Genomic DNA, 21,993 nt, shown 5'->3' with positions numbered 1-21,993 from the left:
CTCAGGCTTTTCGATTTTGTAATGCGATAAAGAGGATCAGCACCGCGCCCCAGAGCGCCATCGTCAGATAACTGCTGATGCCCAATAAATTAAAGCCACTCTCCAGCATCTGCAGCACCACCAGCGCCAGCACCAGCCCCAGCACGCGGCCAAAACCGCCGTCCGGGTTAATGCCGCCCAGCACCGACGCCAGAATGGTCACCAGAAGATAAGACTCACCGTAGCCCGCTTTCGCCGAATTGAACTTCGCCATCATCAAGATAGCGGCCGCCCAGCCCAACAGCGCGGAGATGATGTAGACCGAAATCTGCACGCGCACGGTGTTAACGCCGCTGAAACGCGTGGCCTGCTCGTTCGAGCCAACCAGATAAAGACTGCGCCCAAGCGTCGTATGTTCAAGCAGTACCCACAGCAGCAGCGCAACGAGAATAAACAGCAACAGCGCAACCGGAATACCCAGCAGCGTGGCATTGCCGAGGAACTGAATGGCCGTCGGAAAACCGGAAATGACCGTGCCATTTGAAAGCAGAATATTCAGCCCGGAAATCAGCGTCATGGTGCCAAGGGTTGCCAGAATCGGCGAAACGCCAATCCACGCTACCAGCGCACCGTTCAGTGCGCCAATCGCCACCGCCACCAGCAGACCGGCGAGTAACGCCAGCGCCAGGAACAGCGGGTTATCCGGGTGGCTGACAATCACCGCCGCCATCACCAGCGAACAGGCGTTCGCACTGGCAATGATCGACAGATTAATGCCGCCAGTCAGCATGGTGATTCCCATGCCCAGCGCCAGCATGCCCAGAATCGGCAGCTGCGAGCCAATCGACTGGAAGTTAGCGACGCTGAAAAAACGGCTGCCGAGCAGCGCAGAGAAAACCAGCGCCACGACGATGATAATCACGCATTGCAAGCGGATGATGGCATCACCGGGCAGAATTCGGACGATGGATTTCATCTTATAACTCCCTCGCAAGTTTGCGTTTTTCGTTCCACGCGGTAGCGCTAATGCTCACCAGAATAATCGCGCCGCTAAACACCGTGTGCCAGTAAGAGGAGACACCCAGCAGCGTTAAGCCGTTCTGCAAGAAGGCCAGCAGCACAACGCCCAGTAGCGTACCGGTCAGCGTACCGCGCCCACCGGACATGCTGGTGCCGCCAAGCACCACCGCGGCCAGTACCGTCAGCTCAAACCCCAGCAGCGAGTTGGGGGCAACAGACTGGGTGATTTGCGCCTGCACTACGGCCGCGACGCCCGCGAGGATGCCCATAAAACCGTAGACGTAGAAATGCAGCTTCAGCAGGTTCAGCCCCAGGCGTGACGCCGCATCGCGGTTGCCGCCCATGGCATAAATCTGGCGGCCCAACCGGGTGTAATTCATTAATACGGCAGTCAGAATAATCGTCGCGCCCAGACAGAGCAGCGGCAGTGTCAGTCCATAGTCGTAGCCATCGGCGGCGGTGAACGAGAACCAGTTGATGCCGTTCATAAACCAGTCCGGGAAACCATACAGCCACGTCCCTTTGGTGGCATAGACCAGCAGGCCGTAGTAAACATTCAGCGTGGCAATGGTAATGATGATGGCAGGCACGCGCAGCCAGTAGACCAGGAAGCCGTTGACCAGGCCAAGCAGCAGCCCGACCGCCATCGACAGCCCCAATGCCAGCGCGAAGTTACCACCGTGGGCAATCACCCAACTGGCCATGACGTATTGGGCAATGGCGGTCATTGCCGGAAACGAAATGTCGATGCCGCCGGAAATCAGCACCACAAACAGCCCGCAGGCCAGGATCCCGAGAATGGCGTAGCTGGTGGCGACATCGGTCAGATTGCCGAGGGAGAGAAACTCGTCGGTGCGCACGCTGAGAAAAATCGCCAGCGCGATCACCAACAGCCCCAGCCAGAATTCATGTTGCCCGACAAGGCGGGTAAAGGACGCGTTACGCATTGACCACCTCGGCAATTTCCTGCTCTGTGCAACGGTGCGGATTAAACTCTGCCACCAGTTCCCCCTGGCGCATCACCAGCACGCGATGGCTGTTGTAGTAAGCCTCCGGGATTTCGTCACAAATCATCAGCACCGCCATCCCCTGCTCCGCCAGTTGACGGGCAATCTGGTAGATCCCCTCTTTGTTGGCGATGTCTACGCCAACCGTGGGCGAATCCAGGATCAGAATGCGCGGCTGTGTAGCCACCCATTTGGCGATGGCGATACGTTGCGCATTGCCGCCGGAAAGGGTTTTCACCGGTAACTGTGCATCAGAGACTTTGATATTCAGCTCGCGAATCAGATCGGCCACCAGTTGCCCGGCTTTAGCGTGATCGAGCAACCCGCTGCGCGTGTGCAGCTTGTCGAACACCGTGACGATGGTGTTGTCATAAATCGACTGTTCCATAATCAGCCCTTGCGTCAGCCGGTCTTCTGACACATAACCAATGCCGTGGCGAATCGCGTCATGGTTGTTACGCAGTGTCACCGGCGTACCATTGATGCGGATCTCGCCATCTTCCGGCCTGGTCATGCCAAACAGGCTCATGCACAATTCGGTACGCCCGGCCCCCAAAAGCCCGACAATCGACACAATTTCGCCGCTGCGCAGTGACAGATTGATATCGCGGTATTTACCTTTGCGGCTCAGATGACGCAGCTCCAGCATGGGTAATTGATCCACTGGCGGTTTTTCCGGCAGCGGACTGTAGTGAAAACGCTGGCCGGTCATCAGATACGCCAGCTCGTGGCTATCCAGTTCGCTTGCCGGCCAGGTGCCAATCAGTTTGCCGTCGCGCATCACGCTGATGCGATCGGCCACTTCCATCACTTCATCCAGACGATGGCTGACAAACACCACGCAAATGCCGGCGGCTTTCAGTTCATTGACCACGCGAAGCAAACCATTTACTTCCTGGCGGGTGAGCGACGCGGTAGGTTCATCCATAATCACCAGCCGGGCATCGGCAGCAATCGCGCGGCAGATAGCCACCAACTGGCGGTCGGCAATAGAGAGTTTTTCCACTTTTTTATCCGGATCGAGGCGCACGCCAATGCGTTCCATCGCCGCCAGCGCTTGCGTTCGCATTGCGCCACGACGCACCCAGATATCGCCACCGGGAAGGTAGCGGTGAATGGCGATATTTTCCGCCACGCTAAAATTAGGAAACAGCGACAGATCCTGGTAAATCACCTGAATCCCGTAGTGCGCTGAGAGCTGCGGCGTGAGATGGTGAAAAAGCTTGCCGTCGAGCGCGATGTTAGCGCCCTTTTCCGGATGATAAACACCGGAGATAACTTTGATGATGGTGCTCTTTCCGCAGCCGTTTTGCCCCGCCAGACAGTGAACTTCGCCTTTCTCCAGCGTTAAATTCACATTATCCAGCGCCAGCACGCCCGGGAATCGCTTGCTGATATTCTCAAGAGTGATAAATGCGGTGGTGTCGGTCATCGACAATACCTCTGCCAGCGCCCGGGGTGGGCGCGAGGTTAAAATCTGCGGCGGAAGAGGCCGGCCTGACGGCCGGCATTCCGGTTCCCTGGTGTGGCCTGAAAGGCTCAGAAACCGAGTGATTGTGCGTTATCTTTGGTCACTTCGAGGATCTTATTAAAACGGATCACTTTCTTATTCATATCGACATCGGCTTTGCCCAAGCCATCGATAGTCAGATCGGGCGTCACTTCTTTGCCTTGCAGCAACTGGTCGGCGACGGTCACCAGCGCGAAACCGGCGTCACGCGGATCCCACAACAGCGCTTTTTTGATGTCGCCACGCATCAGATACGGCGCGGCCTGGCCTGGCATCGCGATGCCCACTACCGCCAGTTTGTCTTTTGCCCGTTTCTTCTGCACGGCTTGCCCGGCGCCAATCGGGCCCAGCGAACCAAAGCCAATCACCCCTTTCATTTGCGGGTAGGTTTTCATCAAATCGAGGGTGGTGGCGTAGGATTTGTCGATGCTCTCGGCAACCGGCAATCGCGAGGTCACTTCAAACATATCCGGGTATTTCTCTTTTTGATATTTGATGGCGTAGTCAGCCCAGGCGTTGTGCAGCGGCACCGTCAGGGAGCCAACATAAATGGCATAACCGCCTTTACCACCCATATCTTTTGCCAGTTCATCGATGTTGGCCTGCGCATATTTTTCGCTGTCGATGGTTTCAATATCCCACTGGCCTATTTGCTGGTCCGGCGATTCATGCGTCAGTACCACAATGCCTTTGTCACGCGCTTTTTTCAGCACCGGCTCCAGCACTTTCGCATCGTTAGGCACCACGATGATGGCGTTGACGTTTTTGGCGATCAGATCTTCAATCACTTTCACTTGCTGCGCCGGATCCGGTGTTGATGGCCCGGTCTGGTACGCATTGACGTCCAGTTTTTTCGCCGCTTCGTTGACCCCGGTTTCCATGCGGTTAAACCATGGAATACCAGTAACCTTGGCAACCACCGCGATCTCATATTTTTGTGCCGCAAACGCCTGGCCGGACACCATGCTGGCAGAAATGAGGGCTGCGCTGAGTAATGCGAGTTTGAATTTCATAGTTGTACCTTTCTTGAGGACAGAGGAAAGTCGCGAAATGGAGGTTAGCAACGAAGGGAAGAGGCAAAACAATGCTAATTTTAAAAATGTGATATAAGCCCAAAAAGGTTAATTTTAAGGTATATTTTTGTTAATTTAAAGTTAAAAAGAAACGAAAGTCGCCTAAGCATAGCGCAATAAGTGTTAATTACAGATCGTACATAAACATATTATTAACAAATTCTTTTCATTTTTAGCGTTATGGTGGACGTTCTTACTCAATAAAACCGCATCCCGGCCGCGAGAAGTTTTTAAAAGTGAGAACTGAAACGAGCAAGGCAACAACGTCGACAGCGCTATTTTCATCGTAAAGCGATACTCGCCCGTCTGAAGTGGCGATAACCTTATATGCCTTGCGGCTTAAATGAATGACGGAGTGTAACCATGCGCTATGCAACTGAACTGGAAGCCCTGCTTCGCGCCGATTCACAGCGAATGGCAGTACTGGCAATGGTGCAGGCAACCCACGAAGGGTGCTGGACTGGCGCCGGATTTATACGCGATGCCGTTTGGGATCAGTTGCACGGTTTTACGCCGCGCCCGCATAGCGGGGATGTTGATGTTATCTGGCGTGAGCCTGCGGACACGCGCGCTGAACGCGATGCAGAGCTGGAAGCGCAGTTGCGCCTGCGTTCGGGCGATGTTGTCTGGTCGGTCAAAAATCAGGCACGCATGCATACGCGTAATGGTGATGAGCCGTACGCCTCGCTTGACGAAGCCCTCTGGCACTGGCCGGAAACGGCGACGGCCGTGGCGGTACGTTTCGATAAAAACGATCGCCTCGCGATTATCGCCCCTTTTGGGCTGGAGGATTTATTCTGCTTGCGCCTGCAACCGACGCCCCGTTTTCAGCATGAGAAACGGCACCTGTTCCAGCAGCGGATTGAGGAGAAACGCTGGCTGACACGCTATCCAAAACTCCAGCTGTGCGGGTGACATTCACGAAGGGCTATGTTAATAAAAGCGCTGGTTCAACCGCCTTGCGAAATAAGGGGAAGTGATGAAAACGCGTATGCTGGCGCTGGCGGCGCTGTTACTCAGCAGCCCGGTACTGGCCGATGAGTGCGATAACGCCTCCACACAATCTCAGCTCAACAGCTGCACTGCCGGTCAATACCAGGCCGCGGATAAGAAACTTAATCAAACCTTCCAGGCCGCGCTTAAACGCTCAACACCGCCGCAAGCGGCGATGCTGAAAAAAGCGCAGCAAAGCTGGATAACCCTGCGCGATAGCGACTGCGCGTTTGTCAGTTCTGGCGTGGAGGGCGGCAGCGCCCAGCCGATGGTGCAAAACCAGTGCCTGACAGATAAAACGAATGAGCGTGAAGCCTGGCTGGCATCGCTGTTGCAATGTGGCGAAGGTGACTTGAGCTGCCCATTAGCGCCGGGCCATTAACGCACGCGGATGCCTTCGATGATCATGTGCTGCACGTTTTCCACCGCGCGCTGAAAGAACGCCTCATCCTGCAGGGTCGCACCGGTGACCGCTTCCACCTGGGTGGCGAAATCGGCGTAATGCTGCGTTGAGGCCCAAATCATAAAAATAAGATGATGCGGGTCGACAGCGGCGAGTTTGCCGCTGGCTACCCAGCCCGCAATAATCGCTGATTTATCGTCAATTAACGTTTTCAGACTGCCGGTCAGTTCCGCTTTCAGCAGCGGCGCGCCCTGGAGCATCTCCTGGCAAAACAGTTTTGATGCCTGGGGATGATCGCGCGAAACCTCCATCTTTAAACGGATGTACTCGCGAATGGCCGCCAGCGGTGCGAAATCCTCGCGAAACGCTTTCAGCGGCGCTAACCAGATATCAAGAATTTGCTGCAACACGGCGATATAAAGCGCCTCTTTCGACGGGTAGTAATAGAGCAAATTGGTCTTCGATACCCCAGCCAGCTCCGCTACCTGTTCGAGGCGCGCGCCATGAAAACCAAGACGGGAAAAGAGATCCAATGCTGCCGTTAAAATCGCCTGCCGCTTTTCGCTCACCGCGCGCTTGCGTTTGCTCGCCCCCTTCGCTGCTTCCTGTGCCATCACCCCCTCCTTCTCCTTGACCATCACGACTCCTGCTCTGCCTCTGTTGCTGCAGCGGCAGAAGGTGTTTTTTTCTTTTTCAGCTTCAGTTCACTCACCAGCACGCCAAGCACAATCAACGCGCCGCCAAAAAGTGCTAACAACGGTAACCGCTCGCCCGCAATGCGGCCAAAAATGCCGGCCCAGACTGGTTCGCCAGTATAAATAACCGTGGCGCGTGTTGGCGATACGCTGCGCTGCGCCCAGTTCATTACCACCTGGATAATGGCGCTAAAAATACCCAGGCCCAGCGCGACCAGTAACAAACCTGTCGTCAGTGGCGGTACAGCTTCCCTGGCAGGCACCATGGCGGCAAAAGAGACCAGCGATGCGGTCAGTAGCTGCACTACCGTCACCCGGCGGACGTTGACTTTTCCGGCCCAGGCGCTGATCAGAATAATTTCGGCGGCAATCGCCAGCGCGCTGGCAAGCGTAATGATTTCCCCTTCTCCCAGCGCCAGCAAATTCCCCTCCGGCCCGGCGAGAAACAACAAGCCGGTAAACGCCAGCGCAATGCCGACACAGGACATTAATCCCGGCAATCGCCCCAGGCACAACCACTGTAATAACGGCACCAGAGGCACATACATGGCGGTAATAAAGGCGGATTTGCTGCTGGAAATAGACTGCAGTCCCCAGGTCTGCAAACTGTAGCCCAGGGCGATAGCAACGCCGATAACGACGCCCGCCTTCACTTCAAGCCAGGTTAAGCCACGCAGAATATTCACTGAGAGCATACCCACCGCCAGCGCGGCAGTGGCAAAGCGCAACCCCACGAAGAAGAACGGGCCACTCATCGTTACAGCGTATTGCACGGCGAGAAACGTACCGCCCCAGAACATGGTAATGAGGATCAGCAGTGCTTCCTGAGGTTTGACGGAGAAGGCGTAACGGGAGAGAGACATATCACAACCGGCAACAGAGAAAAACGCTAGTGTGCGTTGGCATCGCAGACGGTGCAAGAATAAAAAAACCGCCGGGTTTCCCCGGCGGCGGGCATGGATGACAACCGGTCAGAGCTGTCAGCCGCCATTGTTAGCTGCTGCTGCGGCTACCATGGCTGTTTTTGCCCCCTTTTTTACCGGCTTCTGAGGCGCGCTGGGGATCGTTTTTGAAATTCCCCCCGCTCTGCTGGCCACCTTTACGGCCTGCTGCTGATGCTCTTTCACGGTCTTCAGCAAAGTTACCTGATCCACCACGATGGTTTGCCATGCTTACCTCCAGATGAGTGAAATATCAGACATCATACTGCGTTCAGTAAAAGAGGATTCTTTCACCGCACGGTGCAAAGGCAGTGCCTTTATCTGCGCCGTGTGGAACTAAGCTTAGTGGAAGGAAAGCATTCAGCCAGTGAATGGTAATATTCTGCAACAGCTTGCACTGCCAACGGCCCGCCTTCCCTAAGCGAAACCGATAACTTCTTCTTAACTCGCCAAAAATCCGCCGCGTTTATATGTGACAAATTGTAAGCGCCAGCGTTTTGTTTTTTAAATTGTTATTTATCAAAGAAATGGCGCTCTGATTTGCACTCTGGCCATCACGTCATACGCTTAAAAAGAATGCAGCGATCTGCTGCCGGAAATTATCAAATCAGGAGTGATGCAAATGGCCAAAGTATTGGTGCTTTATTATTCAATGTATGGACATATTGAAACGATGGCGCATGCCGTTGCCGAAGGTGCGCAAAAAGTAAGTGGCGCCGACGTCGTCATCAAGCGCGTACCGGAAACCATGCCGGCAGAACTATTTTTGAAATCAGGTGGTAAGACGCAAAACGCGCCCGTCGCCACGCCGCAAGAGTTGGCTGACTACGACGCCATCATTTTTGGTACGCCGACGCGTTTCGGCAATATGTCCGGACAGATGCGCACGTTCCTTGATCAGACTGGTGGATTGTGGGCATCAGGCGCGTTGTACGGCAAGCTGGCGAGCGTCTTTAGCTCCACCGGTACCGGTGGCGGCCAGGAACATACCATCTCGTCAACATGGACTACCCTTGCACATCATGGGATGGTGATTGTGCCTATTGGCTACGCGGCGCAGGAGTTGTTCGATATTTCGCAGGTTCGCGGAGGCACACCTTATGGCGCAACAACCATTGCCGGTGCCGACGGTTCTCGCCAGCCCAGTGCCGAGGAGCTGGCAATTGCCCGTTATCAGGGTGAATACGTTGCAGGCCTGGCAGTAAAACTCAACGGTTAACCTTCTACAGGAGGAGACAGATGCCAACTCAAGAAGCAAAAGCCCATCGCGTGGGTGAATGGGCCAGTTTACGAAATACGTCGCCGGAAATTGCCGAGGCGATCTTCGAACTCGCCGATTATGACGAAAAGCTGGCAGAGAAAATCTGGGAGGAAGGCAGCGATGAAGTGTTGCTGCGCGCCTTTGAAAAAACCGATAAAGATTCTCTTTTCTGGGGCGAGCAAACCATAGAACGGCAAAACGTGTAGCAACAGGCTCCCTCGCGATGGCGAGGGAGCTTTCGTTTCACTTTTTTTATTTTGCCGCGTCGCGCATTACCGCATTGAACTTATCAATTGGACAGAACCCTTCGCCATCTACCGGGCAACCCTTTAAGGCCAGCGTGACACGCTGTGCCGGGGATTTCAGGGTCAACGCTTTGGCGTTGCGCAGCTGATCGCGGCTTTGATAAACATATTCAATCTTCATCAGATCGCGATTCCCCGCCGTGTCATGCCAGCGCTGGAAAACGATCTTCCCGCCAATCGGCGTGCGTTCGTTCTGGTCATGTAACTGATAAGGTTTGAAGTCGAGCGCCGTGAGCAACGAAGCGATGTTGGAGTCATGCCCCACCAGCAGGGTCAGTTTCGGCGCGCGGTCGGCCTCTTCCACCAGCGTTTTGTCGATGTATTTCACCAGCGGTTTAGCCACGTTACGCGCCACTTCCGGCGAGGTGAATAAGGTATCCTGATAGCTATTTTTCAGCTTGGACAAAATATTCCATTGCTGATCAGTTTTGATTTCGCCCCACGCCACCTGGTCCATTGGGAACCCTTCGTAGTACTGCAAGGTGAACGCGTCTACCAGCGAGTTCCCCACTTTCAGTGGCCCGGAAACCCCCGGCTCCTGCTGATATTTCGCGCTGAAGGTATCGGTGCTATCTGCCAGTGAGCATTGTTGTTTCTCTTTACAGGCTGGCGACTGCTGGTAGCGGATGATTTTTTCCAGCAGTTTGTAGCTCTCTCCCAGCGCATAGTGCTGGCGCTGAGTTTCCATTGCTTTCACTGCCTGCTGGCCGAACGAGGCGGACTCGTCGGTGATCACCGGATTGAAAGTCGGATCCATGGTGCCCATCTTTTCCTGATGATGTACCGGGACATCACAACCAGGAAACGCGCCGTTGATAAAGAACTGCGCTGTTGCGACAGTACGTTGCAGACTATTAGCCCAGGCGTAAACGCTTTCTGGCGCCGGGCACTCGCCCGTAGCGATGAGTTTCTGCTCCGCAAGCCATTCACGCATATAGTGCCCCATATACACTTCCAGCACGCCGCCTTTGGTGGTCAGCTCCCCGCCGGGCACATCCCACTCGGGCCATTTGTTGGGTGTTGATTGTTCCAGCACGCTGCCATTATTCGCCAGCGGTGCACGTAAGTTATGACGGCTCATAATCAACACTTGCTGTAACTGATAACCCTGTGGTGCCGTTTGCGCCATCGCGGCAGGAAGTACCATGGTGGTGGCCATTGCACTAAGCCAAAAAACCGTTTTCATTGTGCTTTCCTTATTTTTCTACCCGAAATTAGAATTGTGACACATTCATGACAACTCACCGGCACAAGATCCCTGGAGTGTGCACTGGCGCAAAAAGCGGTGTGAAGCCGCGCGATGTGGTTTTATAATTAAACTGCTAACCGGAGAACCGCGATGAAACGTACCCGCTTTGAAGAAACTTTCTGCCCTGTAGCTCGTTCACTGAATATTATTGGCGACTGGTGGTCGTTACTCATTGTGCGCGATGCATTAGCTGGCGTGACGCGGTTTGGTGAATTCCAGAAAAACCTGGGTATTGCCAAAAATATGCTGACTGCACGTCTTAAGCTATTGGTGGATGAAGGTATTTTGCGCACGCAACCCGCCTCTGACGGCAGCGCCTGGCAGGAATATGTGTTAACAGAAAAAGGCCGCGCCCTGCAAACGGTGCTGGTCGCTCTCTCGCAATGGGGACAAGAATGGTTGTTTGAGCAGGATGAACCCGCCAGCGTGCTGGTCGATAGCCATACACAACGTCCGTTACAAAAACTGGCTCTGCGCGCCGAGGATGGACGTGAGTTGCAGCCAGAGGACGTGCGGCTGCGTACTGCCAAAATCTGATAATTCAGTTTGTTACCTCAAACGATTATAAGATCGCACTTTTTGCCGACCAATTTGGTTGCATTATAAAACCAAATAGCAGAAGCTACATTTAGTTTTATGATGAAACCATTTAATAACGAGGTAAGAGAAAATGACAACTGCATTGATTACCGGCGCCTCTTCAGGGATTGGTGCTATATATGCCGACCGTCTCGCGGCACGTGGTTACGACTTGCTGCTGGTCGCGCGTCGCGGCGATCGTTTACATGCACTTGCCGACGATTTGCAGCAGCGACATGGCGTAAAAATCAGCACGCTGGTGGCCGATCTCAGCAAGGCTGAGGGGATCCAACTGGTTGAAACGGTTTTGCGTGACGATACGACGATAAATCTGCTGGTGAACAATGCCGGTGCAGCAAATCTTGCCCCTGTCCTCAGTAGCAACGCCGATCAACATGAAGCCATCAACACGCTGAATACGACGGCGCTGATGCGTCTGACGCTGGCAGTATTACCGCGTTTTGTGGAAAACAATCAGGGAACCATCATTAATATCGCGTCAGTCGTTGCTTTCCATGCTCGCGCAGGCAGCGCGGTCTATAGCGCGACGAAAGCCTGGGTGCTTAATTTCACCCGTGGTTTGCAAGAAGAGTTTGCCGGGAGCAATGTTCGCATTCAGGCTGTGCTGCCAGCCGCTACCGCGACTGAAATTTGGGGGCATTCCGGTATTACACTCGATGCGTTACCGGAAGGCTCAGTAATGACCAGCGAAGATCTGGTCGACGCGGCGCTGGCAGGCCTCGACCAGGGAGAACTTATCACGGTTCCGCCAGTCGAGGATTTACAGCTGTGGGATAACTGGGAAGCGGCGCGACTCGCGCTGTTTAGCGCTTCGCGTAATGGCAAACCTGCTTCACGTTACTCACGCGATTAACGTTTTAACTTATCACCGTGATTACGCATCCACTCGGCCAGCGGATCTAACGCACCGCGCAAGGTTAACCCCAACGGGGTAATGCAATATTCGACGCGCGGCGGGACTTCCGGATAAACCTGTCGGGAGACCAGCCCGCGTTGCTCAAATAACCGCAACTGGCGGGTCAGCTCTTTTTGTGTAATCGGTGAAACAGCACGCTGCAACTCGCTAAAGCGCACCGCCGTATTCAACACAATTAAGCGGTATAAAATCGGAATAGCCCATTTTCCTGAAATCAGGCTGACAAAATCAGTCATCGGACAGGGCTCTGTCACATAATTTTTTTTCGGCAACAATGCCGCTGAATCCGCCATAACATACCTTCTGCCTCTTTAGTACCCATCTGGCACCTTGTATCCAAAGGATACTAACGGCTCTATAGTGCTTTCTCAAGCTTAAATAGAGGAGTCGAAAATGGGACGCTTAGCAGGTAAATACGCACTGATAACCGGCGGTACCACCGGGATCGGCCTTGCTACCGCACAAGAATTCATTGCTGAAGGCGCGCAGGTAGCCATCACTGGCCGTAACCCGGACACCTTAAAACAAGCGCAAGCGATACTTGGTGATAATGCCTGGGTTATTGCTTCTGATGCCAGCCGTACCGACGATCAGCGCCAGCTGGCCGCCACCATTGCTACGCGCTGGCCACAACTGGATGTACTGTATATTAATGCGGGTGATGTCTCGCACGGCTTACTTGAAGAGTGGCGGGAAGAGAACTGGGATCGGTTGATGGACACCAATCTTAAAGGCCCCTACTTTCTGATTCAGGCTCTCCTGCCACTGCTGCATAATCCCTCGTCAGTCATTTTGTGTGGTTCAGTCAGCGCGCGGATAGGCCTGCCGACCAGCAGCGTGTATGCAGCGAGTAAGGCAGCGCTTCTGTCACTTGCCCGCACACTATCGGCGGAATTGCTTGCGCGCGGGGTGCGCCTCAATGGTTTGAGCCCTGGCCCGGTTGAGACGCCGGCGCTGAATAAGCTGGGGCTGAGCGGCGCAGCGCAGGCATCGCTGCAAAATGAAATCAAAGATCTGGTGCCTTTAGGAAGAATGGGCACACCGACGGAGCTGGCGAAGGCCGCGCTATTTCTTGCTTCGGATGAGTCCGCTTATGTGGTCGGCACGGAATTACTGGTCGCCGGCGGTACCGGTAGTTTGTAAATAAAACGGAGCCAGCCAGTGGCTCCGCTTTTACAACTCAGTAAAAACTCGCGCGAGTGGCTACTGTCATATGCGTCAACGCATCCCCGGAATTTGCCGGGTTGACATTTATGTGGCAAATAACAGGAACTTGCCTTTCGTCGTACTGGCATTCACTCACCGCAGTGAAATTAAAACGGGCATCAAGAGCAGATTCGTTGACCATCGTATAATCGAGCGGTTTATTGACGCTATCCGGGTAGCGAATGCTGGTTAAAGAGGCGACGAGATCGCCTGAGTAATATTGCACCTTTTTGATATTGCCATCAGTGTCGTAGAAATGATCGGTAATTTTTAGCGTCCGCAGCATTGTCTCGCCGAGCAGGCCTTGCGCATTGGTTTTGTAATCAAGATGCCCATTACTGTCATCGCGGCTCGTTAAATTACATTTGTCATCCAGCCCAAAAGTGACAGGTTGACCATTAAATGTCCCTTTTAACGCCCTCCCCTCTTTGACTAAATTCATATGGCTATTATCGGATTTCCCGTCGCGACGTAACCTCTGTACACAGCCCTCAGCTGATAACGCCAAATGAAGCGTGTAAACCTCGTTGCCTTTATCATCGGTTCCCACGGAATCGATGGTCTTGACATGACCTTTGACCGGGTTGAAATCGAGCAGTGTCGACAGATTTAACAGTACCGGAATATAGGTTTGCTGTGCGCAGGCTACCGTGGCGGTGCTACCAAGCACGAGCGCCAGCAAACAGGAGCAAATTTTCACTTCTGCCATCCTTTGACATAAAGTGAAAAGAGTAACAAATGCGGATAATTCAGCAAGACCAGACAGAGGAAAATCTGAAGGCGAACAGAGTCAGTTTTGCTTAAAACCGGTTAATTTGATCGCACATGTTGATAATCGCCAAAAGCATGGCTGTTTCAGCCCCAACATCCACGGTTAATTACGACCTTTCCTTTTCACAAACTGCGAATAAAAAGATCGCTACGGTTAAATCGACTATAGCGTTAATTTTATCCGGATAATTCAATCTGGTGCTTTCCATAACTCGACACGATTGCGCCCCTTATTTTTGGCAATATATAGCGCCTCATCAGCAACCTGTATTAAACGTTCGTAATCAGGGTGTCCACTGAACATTGCCGCGCCGATAGAAAGGGACAGTGGAATATTTTCACCCGAAGGAGAAATAACATTGGTCTTTTCAACACGGCCACGAATACGCTCTGCAATACGCAACGTATCAAACTCTGTCGCCTCAGTTAAAATAATGACAAATTCATCACCGCCGTAACGGAAAACATAGTCACTGCTACGCACATTGTCATAAAAAGCGTTCGATACTTTGCGTAAAATTTCATCGCCTGTATGATGACCCCATGTGTCATTAATTTGTTTAAATTTATCAACATCAATAATTAATACAGACAACGGTGTATTCATCCGCTTGGCATGGGCAATTTCGCGTTTAAATATCGTGGGCAAAAAGCGTCGATTAAGGAGTTTTGTCAGCACATCCATTCCCACTTCATGCCGGGAAACCTCCTCAAAAAGTTCACGTAACATTGTAATGATCTGCGAAACGGTATTTCTGATCTGAATAAGAAATTTGACACGGAGCGTTCTGTTACTTAATGCTCTGGGGGTAATGCGAGTATTACGAAAAACTTCATCGAGATCCTGAATGAGGCGTGAGATATGCCCCACTTCGGCGATACCGCTAAAGTAATGACGGCCTTTGTGGTTGAACCACAGGCCAAAGTCAGACTGGCTGAGGGAGAGGCTGTTACCGAGATCAGCGTCCATAATGATTTTGTAGATAAGGTCAATCTCCCAGCTTAACAATGCAGCGATCTGACGCTCTTTTTCTTCTTCCGCATTCTCAAGAAGCGAGAAAATACGGTAATTCTCATCCTCCTTCGCTGAGTTGTGTTCCGTAAAGGTAAAAGCCCGCGACATCACTTCCATGGCCAGATCAATACTGTTAATGGCGTAATGGTAAACTTCAAGCTTGTCTGCAGCACTGTAAGAGGAAGAATTGATCACCGGGAAGAGGATTTTTTTAAGAACACGGAAACCCATTTCTACAATTTCAACCGCAATGCCAATACGCGCGTGGATCGAAGCCACGTGTTGCTGAACCGCTATAAGTCTATCAATATCAGAAACTTGACAAGCTAACACATCTTTAATCCACTTCTCTAACGCGCTTTTAAGATGCCGTTCTACTTGATCATTAGACAGAAACTCTTCCGCATGAGGGTCGGTCAGTACAATACGGTAGAACTCCTGACTCAGAATATGTGCATGCGTTTTGCCAACTTCCGCCGCTAAAAAGCGAATACGTTCATCTGTTCTATCAATGAGATGAAACCATTCACTTTTCATTAATTTAAGATAATTTTCCATTACTTAAACCCTTACGATAGTTAACGCGTTTTCTGCCTGCCCTCATCAGTATGCTGAACATCGCAAGCCGGGAAATCCTAACAAATGTTGAAACTTCTCCATTCTATTTTAAAAAAGCGAAATAATATGCCAAGAAAAAAAGAATCCACAAGATAAAAAAACAACATTATCTAAAATGCATCAGTTAATATCTTTCTTTATTTAAAACAACAAAATCACGAGATTCATCTAAGAAGTATAGACGGCAAACGCGTAATTACAATCCACTCCGCGTCTAACCTTATCACTCACAAGGTTCCATTTAAGACTATTTAATTACAGGTTCCACTCCCTGCTAATTATAATCCAGGAATTATCCGCAGAATTATTCAACATGATATCGAGCAAACACATGAAGATTTATACAATCAGTGACGATGTTTATTTCCAGAATGGAATAATTTCATTAGCCAAATCGAAGGGATGGGACATAGTTGCACATGAATTAGATTCTTCACTTACCAACCAGCTCACGCCAGATGACGTCGTTATCCTTCACCTGGACGCGAAAAATAACTCCTATGCCAAGGCAATCTCACCACTTAATAAGGTCTGTAAACTACTGGTTATTTTAGGTGCCGCGAGGGATATCGTGATTAATGATGCCGATCTGGTCATCAAATCCAGGGACTCGCTTCTCGACATCAGCCGCGCAATTAGAGTTGTGGCTAAAAAGAAAAAAGAGGTTTCGATCAGAGATAGTGAGCTCAGTGATATCGAGAATACTATTCTCAAAGAATCACTAAAAGGCAAAAATATTCATCTGATAGCTAAGTCGCTTAATATACCGCCCAAAAGGGTTTACGCTTATCGCAACAAGGCGTGCAAAAAATTGGGGGGAAAGAAAATAAGCGACCTGCTTTTGATAAGAGATAAACTACTTGAAGAATCATCAACATTTTTCACCTCTCCTGCCAGTATAAGAGAACTGGATTACAGCTTTTAAAACATGCAAACACAAGATCGTCACCGCCTGTAGTAATAGAAAAGCTACAGGCGGTTTATTTTTTTACCAAAGATGGGTCTGTTTGTCGATTGTTCCCCAGCGGAAGTACATGTCACAAGCCATCATAAAATCCCGATGCCAAAGCGCGTAAATGTGTAGATAATTAAAGCCAATGCAAGGTAAAAAGCAGATCAGAAAATAGATCTCAAACCAGAGTTGCCATCCGGACCATGCCAGCAACATGCTAGCGAGAATGATCCAGACAAATTCAATGAACAGTAACAGGATCATTCTCCACCAAAAGGGTTTGGCATAGAATGCAGGCCATGGCAATGACACTGAAAAGTAAAAATCAATTTCTTTTAAAAACAACCTACCGAGAAAAATATAACGTTTCGACAAACGAGTAAAAAGGAGGTTCATCATCAAAACAATGCAGCATAAAATAAACATTGCGGCGACTGCCTCGGCAGAAAAAACACCGGCCTGAAGCGAAAAATCCGCATCATTTTTCAAAGGCGAAATAGTCAGCAAATTTAAAGCGAGACCTAGAATAACATACGCAACAATATAGTGATAAAGATGTTTATACTTCACCTTTTCAACCGCTGCTGTTGCTACCTGCTTAATATAACTGGTCCTTAAGACCCGAAACACAGCGTAAATAAAAATCGGTGAAATCGCCAGCAAGGAAATCAGGACGTACATTGATGGATAAAGCAGAAAACAGCTCTGTATAATTAACCCAAAGAAGGCGGCAAAAAAAGTACTAGCAATGAACGGATGAGAAAACCATTTTTCTTTTCTGCCAAGTTTCTTCCCGGTAAAAAAAGTGAAGTCCATAGCTTTAGTAACGCATTTATATGCCCAAAAAGCTTTAAGTTCATAAACTGAGTTAAAGAGTAAAATACTCACAATACCACTGAGATAATAAACATCACTTAGATTAAATTTATAGTCATTATTCTTCCAATAAAAACCAATCATAGTAAAAACAACAACGAAGAGAAAAGGCAGTATTTTTTTATCCTGAACACGGATAAATTTGAGATAGTCTGGAATCACAATAGCACCATTAAATTGAAAATAATCCCCTGCAATGTAATGTCATCTCAGGGTTAAAATTTACGAAATCCTTCAACACTTTCCCAAGGTAAGCTTTATTGCTAATTTCAATGAACAAGACCGGGATTTTATGTGCTAAAAACAGCGACATTGAATCTGCCCATTTAACAGTATGCGTCAAATGCAAGGAGAGGTTTTCTTTGATCTGTACCGGTTCGCTTTCTGCCCTGCCCGTCACATTCATGACAACATCGTACTGGGGAGGGCAAATTTCAGCGTCTGAGAGATATTTGCGCATTAAGGGTACGCCTTCGGCCATCAGACGCGTATGCCAGGCACCGCTTACGCCAAGTTTCACCGGCTCATGGCTAGCAGCACGGAGCTGATGTGAAAACTCATTAAGCGCAGCTACCGATCCGCCGACCACTTGTTGTTGGCAGCTGTTATCACAACTGATATCGATTGGCAGATCGGATTCAGTGATCATTTGGCTGAGAGCGGTATGATCGACGCCTTTCACCGCCAGCATATAACCTTTATTTTTTTTACTAACCTCATCCATCACCTGCGAACGAAGATGAATCAGGCGAAACAAATTTTCCAGTGTTACGGCTCCGGCAGCATAAAGTGCACTATATTCCCCGACGCTATGCCCGCATGAACCGATAACGTCTGTATCACCAAGTTTATCTTTGCAAAGGGTATAGAGCGTAACATTCATCGCGGTTACAGCAATTTGTTGCACAGTTGTCTGGATCAAGCGATTCATTGGTCCTTTTAAACATAATCGCCTGATATCCATACCAGAAATATCGCTGGCGCAATCCCAGATGCCACGTGTCGTCTGATTAATATTCCACAACTCAGCCCCCATACCGATAACAGGATTACCCTGGCCAGCAAAAAGAAAAACAACAGGCTGTGATGTACTATTGATATCCATAAATAATATCCTTATAAATGATATTCAACTCCCAAATAAAAACCAACCGATCTACTAAAGTGGGAAAATTCAGCATCTCGTGAGCCAACCGCCGAAAAAACACCCGCATAACCTTCAACTTTTCCGTCGAAATAATCAAACGGTGTCGAGTAGTGCATCCCTATTAACGAACTGTAATCCACCATGTTCGTAACAATATAAGGTTGCAAGCTAGAACCATCTTCTATAGCTAAACTTGCATAAGCATTAATATAATGTTTACCCTGTAAGTTTCCTTTATTTGCGACATTACTTATCTCTGCACCCATAAGATATTTATACGCATCAAACACCTGGTCTAGTACAGCATACTGATTTTTGGTGTTGAGATAATCGACAAAATTCATTTGTTGCCGCCACTCACGTGCAGAATATCCCTCGCTTTGAAAATAGTATTCCAAACCAAACATACTAAAGTTATCTGTTGTGTACTGCCCCCCTATCGCCAGCTCAATACCCTGCTTCTCTTCGGTGGTGTAAAGCGAAGACGGGAAAGCATAACTTTGCACCGCAGCAGCCCTCTGTGGTGAAAAATGGCGCCATTGCTGGTCTGAATGCAAGGCAATTTCGGCATTGATAATCCATTGTGGCGTGTAATTAAAACTGTCAGCTAAAGCAACAGAGCGAGATTCTCCTAACATCACATTCATTGAAGGCGTATGTTTTTTAAGACGATACTCAGTATAACTTAACAAATAACGTTCACTCGAATTAGAACGTTGATCAGCAGACCAGTTTCCTGACGAGTCATAGCGTTTATTTATTCGTGCTAATCGAGGTGCGACAGTGAAAGCCAGGCCATAATCTCTTGTCTCATGAATAAGGCTTGCTCCCCAAAATGATTCGGCATAAATCGGCTTCATTGCCGGAGTATAAAGTCGATCATTTTTAAATCCCGCATAATAGTTGGTTAGCAGAGCCGATGGCGATTTAAGAAAAAAAACACCCGGCCTATCTCTGAGTTTACCGGCTTCCAGTCGAACGTTATCTGAGGCTATAAACGTAAGCTTAACCTGATTCAGGAGCATTCGCGAACGATGATTATCCTTCTCAAATTTCCCCAGAGATCGCCATGGATAATAAGTCAATCCATACGCTGATAGCTCTAAATTCAGACGTTGTTCAATAAGCGAACAATCACTGCTGAATTTCACGCCTGCACTATTATTAATATTATCTTTTACATAAGCGTTCTTACCTTCAATATTCCATATCGATGGTTTCTTTTTTGTATAAGAGCCTTGCAACGTTAGCGTAACATCAGCATTTTTTTGAATATCTGAACCAGAAACACAACTTGCATAGAGACTAAAAGGTAACAGTATAAATGATAAAGTCACCAGAGTTATGCGGCAACTCACTTAACACCTCGTAGAATATATTCCCTGGTAAAATTAGATTCAGGCAATGACTCCAACCTGGCATCACTGTATTCCATTACAGAATAGCCCTTACTGTGCTTTGCATCTCGCACAACTATTTTCATTGGTCGCATTTCCCCTAGCACCATTTGAAAATTTTCATACTTAACTGTTTTAAGCAACTTATCGTCCATTGAATAATAAGATGCCTGATATGGATGATAATTCTCTTTTTCAACCAAATAGATAATCTTTGGATATGTCACTGCATCTGATTTACGTAGCAAGACGAGTTCGTGGCAGATCGATTCCCCGCAGGGCTTATCTCCAGCCAGTGTTGCGCTATAAGAATATTCAAAGTTGGTAACGATAACATCACCATTTGAAATTTGCCCAACTAATCTTTGTTCGCGCGATACAGGTATAGGTCGTCGAAGCGATGGCGTATAAAACCATAAATCATACCAGTCAGATAGCATGATATTTCCTTTATCCCGGGGGGGGTAGATAAAACGAGCCAGTGAACGAGCATCAGCTGGCATTCCTTTTTCAGGCTTCATAAAGCGCATTGATATATCAAGAATCTGTTTGTTTTCTTCCTTGTTTACACCGTCTTTGTACTCCAGAACTGTAACGGTGTAGCGAAAAGGTTTATTTGGTGAGCGAATCTCATCAGCGCGACGAATAATATCCAGCGCTCCGACTGAAGCTATGACGCTGGCATTCGCCATTATAAGAAAAAAAGACACAATAATGATTCGGAGACTAGCGGTGACAATCATATTAAGCCTTAAGAAAATTTAAATGCATCTGATATATTTAACCTGGATGCTCGCAAAGCCGGCAGTATTGAAGCTAACGAGGAGGTTAACACAGGCAACACAAAGGTTAGCCATATTAGCTCGACGTTGTTAATTTTAATGAAAGCAGTATAACCTTGCGTTTGCCCGGGTGAGGGAGGCATGGCAATACCGTGTAGATTAATAATACCAGCAAGAATAAAGCCGATAACAAGACTACCTATCGCGCCGAGAGTACCAATAAATATTCCTTCCAGCAGGAACAACCGCGAAACATGTAATGGCTGTAAACCAATAGCCCGTAGCGTGGTGATTTCTCGCGTACGCTCTATAATGTTCATCGTCATCGCATTACTGATCATAAAGATAACGACAAGAGCTACTATGAGCTTAATAAAGAAATAAATGCCTGATAATAAACTCTCTACTTGTTGATAAAAAATAGAACTATCTTTCCAGCTTTTTACTATTAACGGCAAATGATGTTCATCAATAAAATGTCGTAAATTATTAATAAAAAGATCCGTATTATCTTTTTTTAGCAGAATTAATACCTTGCTTACGCCATCTGTACCCATCAGTTTTTGTGCTGTCGCCAAAGGCATTTTCATCGCAACATCATCATAATCTTTAATCCCTGAGGAAAAAATGCCTCGCAATTTCAATGAAAGAGCGCCCTGACCACCATGGGTGTTGACTGTCATTATATCAAGCCAGTCACCATAATTAGCATTTAGCGTTCCGGCAAGCCCTTCACCGAGGGTGACTTCATTGGTTTTCACTCGAGATAAATCACTACCAGAAATAATTTTATCGAATGAACCGAGCTTTAAAGATGGTAACGGCTCCACACCTAACCCTGAAAAAAAACTGGAGGTTTCATTTTCGTACTGTGATACGACGCCGCTAAATTCAAGTTGTCCTGAAATAGTTGAGATATCAGCAGATAACGCATAATCGCTGAGAATTTCTTTTTTCAGACTTGCATAATCTGCAATCAAGCTGCGGCTCTTATTTGATGTCTCAAAATATTCGGGGTTATAGATCTGTACGTGTCCTATATTTGTCCGAATCGTCTGCTCCTTCAAAATCCAAAAAGAGTAATCGATAAATCCACCATAAAGAAAAATAGACACGCCACCAAGCATAATGGCAATTGTTGTTGAAATTGTTCTTTTTTTATGCCGAAACAAATTTAGGAATGAAAACTTTGCATCCCTAAATTTAAAAAGTAGACAATAAAGAACAAAACACATTATCACAAGAATAATTATATTTGTTAAAAGCATGTGCATGGA

The 21,993-nt window shown here is 48.8% G+C and carries 24 protein-coding genes; 8 read left to right on the top strand and 16 right to left on the bottom strand.

The window, feature by feature from the left end; all coding sequences use genetic code 11:
• Position 1 precedes the first annotated feature (1 nt).
• From IP581_RS08220 to IP581_RS08205, 4 genes are all read right to left on the bottom strand, one after another.
• The gene (locus IP581_RS08220; protein WP_193822240.1) at positions 2–955 is read right to left on the bottom strand and encodes an ABC transporter permease; all 954 of its coding nucleotides are present in this window, start codon (positions 953–955) and stop codon (positions 2–4) included.
• Position 956: 1 nt separating this feature from the next.
• A complete protein-coding gene (locus IP581_RS08215; protein ID WP_193822239.1) occupies positions 957–1,946 on the bottom strand; it encodes an ABC transporter permease in 990 nt (329 codons plus the stop codon).
• Positions 1,939–3,438, bottom strand: coding sequence for a sugar ABC transporter ATP-binding protein (locus IP581_RS08210; RefSeq protein ID WP_193822238.1), 1,500 nt, complete (start codon positions 3,436–3,438; stop codon positions 1,939–1,941). The genes IP581_RS08215 and IP581_RS08210 overlap by 8 nt, the downstream gene beginning before the upstream one ends.
• Before the next feature lie 107 nt (positions 3,439–3,545).
• Positions 3,546–4,529, bottom strand: a complete 984-nt coding sequence (locus tag IP581_RS08205) for an autoinducer 2 ABC transporter substrate-binding protein (protein WP_193822237.1) — start codon at positions 4,527–4,529, stop codon at positions 3,546–3,548.
• A gap of 423 nt (positions 4,530–4,952) precedes the next feature.
• Here IP581_RS08205 and IP581_RS08200 point away from each other — a divergent pair, with 423 nt between their 5' ends.
• Positions 4,953–5,504, top strand: coding sequence for a nucleotidyltransferase family protein (locus tag IP581_RS08200; RefSeq protein WP_193822236.1), 552 nt, complete (start codon positions 4,953–4,955; stop codon positions 5,502–5,504).
• A gap of 64 nt (positions 5,505–5,568) precedes the next feature.
• Entirely contained in the window at positions 5,569–5,964 is a 396-nt protein-coding gene (locus IP581_RS08195; protein WP_193822235.1) for a lysozyme inhibitor LprI family protein, read from the top strand.
• Here the strand turns inward: IP581_RS08195 and rutR are convergent.
• The 3 genes from rutR to IP581_RS08180 all read right to left on the bottom strand — a co-directional run bounded on the left by rutR (position 5,961) and on the right by IP581_RS08180 (position 7,850).
• The gene (gene rutR / locus IP581_RS08190) at positions 5,961–6,599 is read right to left on the bottom strand and encodes an HTH-type transcriptional regulator RutR (RefSeq protein WP_086872060.1); all 639 of its coding nucleotides are present in this window, start codon (positions 6,597–6,599) and stop codon (positions 5,961–5,963) included. The two genes, IP581_RS08195 and rutR, sit on opposite strands and share 4 nt — an antisense overlap.
• Before the next feature lie 23 nt (positions 6,600–6,622).
• Positions 6,623–7,543 (bottom strand): DMT family transporter, encoded by a 921-nt coding sequence (locus IP581_RS08185; RefSeq protein WP_193822234.1) that lies wholly within the window; start codon positions 7,541–7,543, stop codon positions 6,623–6,625.
• A 130-nt stretch (positions 7,544–7,673) separates the two neighbouring features.
• The gene (locus tag IP581_RS08180; RefSeq protein WP_071889987.1) at positions 7,674–7,850 is read right to left on the bottom strand and encodes a con-10 family general stress protein; all 177 of its coding nucleotides are present in this window, start codon (positions 7,848–7,850) and stop codon (positions 7,674–7,676) included.
• A 393-nt stretch (positions 7,851–8,243) separates the two neighbouring features.
• Here IP581_RS08180 and wrbA point away from each other — a divergent pair, with 393 nt between their 5' ends.
• Entirely contained in the window at positions 8,244–8,840 is a 597-nt protein-coding gene (gene wrbA / locus IP581_RS08175; protein WP_086872055.1) for an NAD(P)H:quinone oxidoreductase, read from the top strand.
• A gap of 20 nt (positions 8,841–8,860) precedes the next feature.
• Entirely contained in the window at positions 8,861–9,088 is a 228-nt protein-coding gene (locus IP581_RS08170) for a YccJ family protein (RefSeq protein WP_017456265.1), read from the top strand.
• Positions 9,089–9,134: 46 nt separating this feature from the next.
• On the opposite strand, the gene agp is transcribed toward IP581_RS08170, so the two are convergent.
• On the bottom strand, positions 9,135–10,373 hold the full coding sequence (agp, locus tag IP581_RS08165; protein ID WP_193822233.1) for a bifunctional glucose-1-phosphatase/inositol phosphatase: 1,239 nt from the start codon (positions 10,371–10,373) through the stop codon (positions 9,135–9,137).
• A 153-nt stretch (positions 10,374–10,526) separates the two neighbouring features.
• Here agp and IP581_RS08160 point away from each other — a divergent pair, with 153 nt between their 5' ends.
• Together IP581_RS08160 and IP581_RS08155 are read left to right on the top strand one after the other, a co-directional pair.
• A complete protein-coding gene (locus IP581_RS08160) occupies positions 10,527–10,973 on the top strand; it encodes a winged helix-turn-helix transcriptional regulator (RefSeq protein WP_193822232.1) in 447 nt (148 codons plus the stop codon).
• A gap of 133 nt (positions 10,974–11,106) precedes the next feature.
• Entirely contained in the window at positions 11,107–11,889 is a 783-nt protein-coding gene (locus tag IP581_RS08155) for an SDR family NAD(P)-dependent oxidoreductase (protein ID WP_193822231.1), read from the top strand.
• Here the strand turns inward: IP581_RS08155 and IP581_RS08150 are convergent.
• Positions 11,886–12,245 (bottom strand): winged helix-turn-helix transcriptional regulator, encoded by a 360-nt coding sequence (locus IP581_RS08150; RefSeq protein WP_193822230.1) that lies wholly within the window; start codon positions 12,243–12,245, stop codon positions 11,886–11,888. The two genes, IP581_RS08155 and IP581_RS08150, sit on opposite strands and share 4 nt — an antisense overlap.
• Before the next feature lie 100 nt (positions 12,246–12,345).
• Between IP581_RS08150 and IP581_RS08145 the strand changes: the two genes are divergently transcribed.
• A complete protein-coding gene (locus tag IP581_RS08145) occupies positions 12,346–13,095 on the top strand; it encodes an SDR family oxidoreductase (RefSeq protein ID WP_193822229.1) in 750 nt (249 codons plus the stop codon).
• Between the two features lie 37 nt (positions 13,096–13,132).
• Here IP581_RS08145 and IP581_RS08140 read toward each other — a convergent pair whose 3' ends face one another.
• Positions 13,133–13,867 (bottom strand): YnfC family lipoprotein, encoded by a 735-nt coding sequence (locus IP581_RS08140; protein WP_228007825.1) that lies wholly within the window; start codon positions 13,865–13,867, stop codon positions 13,133–13,135.
• A gap of 252 nt (positions 13,868–14,119) precedes the next feature.
• Positions 14,120–15,502 carry a diguanylate cyclase gene (locus tag IP581_RS08135; protein ID WP_193822227.1) on the bottom strand — a complete coding sequence of 461 codons (1,383 nt, stop codon included), beginning with the start codon at positions 15,500–15,502 and terminating at the stop codon, positions 14,120–14,122.
• A 391-nt stretch (positions 15,503–15,893) separates the two neighbouring features.
• Between IP581_RS08135 and IP581_RS08130 the strand changes: the two genes are divergently transcribed.
• Positions 15,894–16,487 carry a helix-turn-helix transcriptional regulator gene (locus tag IP581_RS08130; protein WP_228007824.1) on the top strand — a complete coding sequence of 198 codons (594 nt, stop codon included), beginning with the start codon at positions 15,894–15,896 and terminating at the stop codon, positions 16,485–16,487.
• Between the two features lie 63 nt (positions 16,488–16,550).
• On the opposite strand, the gene IP581_RS08125 is transcribed toward IP581_RS08130, so the two are convergent.
• From IP581_RS08125 to IP581_RS08105, 5 genes are read right to left on the bottom strand one after another with little or no spacing between them, the layout of a single operon-like run.
• A complete protein-coding gene (locus IP581_RS08125; RefSeq protein ID WP_193822225.1) occupies positions 16,551–17,552 on the bottom strand; it encodes a hypothetical protein in 1,002 nt (333 codons plus the stop codon).
• Positions 17,553–17,562: 10 nt separating this feature from the next.
• The gene (locus IP581_RS08120) at positions 17,563–18,495 is read right to left on the bottom strand and encodes an ACP S-malonyltransferase (RefSeq protein ID WP_193822224.1); all 933 of its coding nucleotides are present in this window, start codon (positions 18,493–18,495) and stop codon (positions 17,563–17,565) included.
• A gap of 11 nt (positions 18,496–18,506) precedes the next feature.
• On the bottom strand, positions 18,507–19,874 hold the full coding sequence (locus tag IP581_RS08115; protein WP_228007823.1) for a hypothetical protein: 1,368 nt from the start codon (positions 19,872–19,874) through the stop codon (positions 18,507–18,509).
• A gap of 17 nt (positions 19,875–19,891) precedes the next feature.
• Positions 19,892–20,626: an outer membrane lipoprotein-sorting protein gene (locus IP581_RS08110; RefSeq protein WP_228007853.1), complete on the bottom strand. Its 735-nt coding sequence runs from the start codon at positions 20,624–20,626 to the stop codon at positions 19,892–19,894.
• Between the two features lie 59 nt (positions 20,627–20,685).
• Entirely contained in the window at positions 20,686–21,990 is a 1,305-nt protein-coding gene (locus IP581_RS08105; RefSeq protein WP_407659121.1) for an ABC transporter permease, read from the bottom strand.
• Positions 21,991–21,993: the final 3 nt, after the last annotated feature.

The sequence above is a fragment of the Kosakonia pseudosacchari genome (assembly GCF_015167415.1).
Taxonomy (GTDB): Bacteria; Pseudomonadota; Gammaproteobacteria; order Enterobacterales; family Enterobacteriaceae; genus Kosakonia; species Kosakonia pseudosacchari.
Note: the sequence above shows the minus strand (reverse complement) of the source record. Positions and strands in the feature narration are given on the sequence as shown.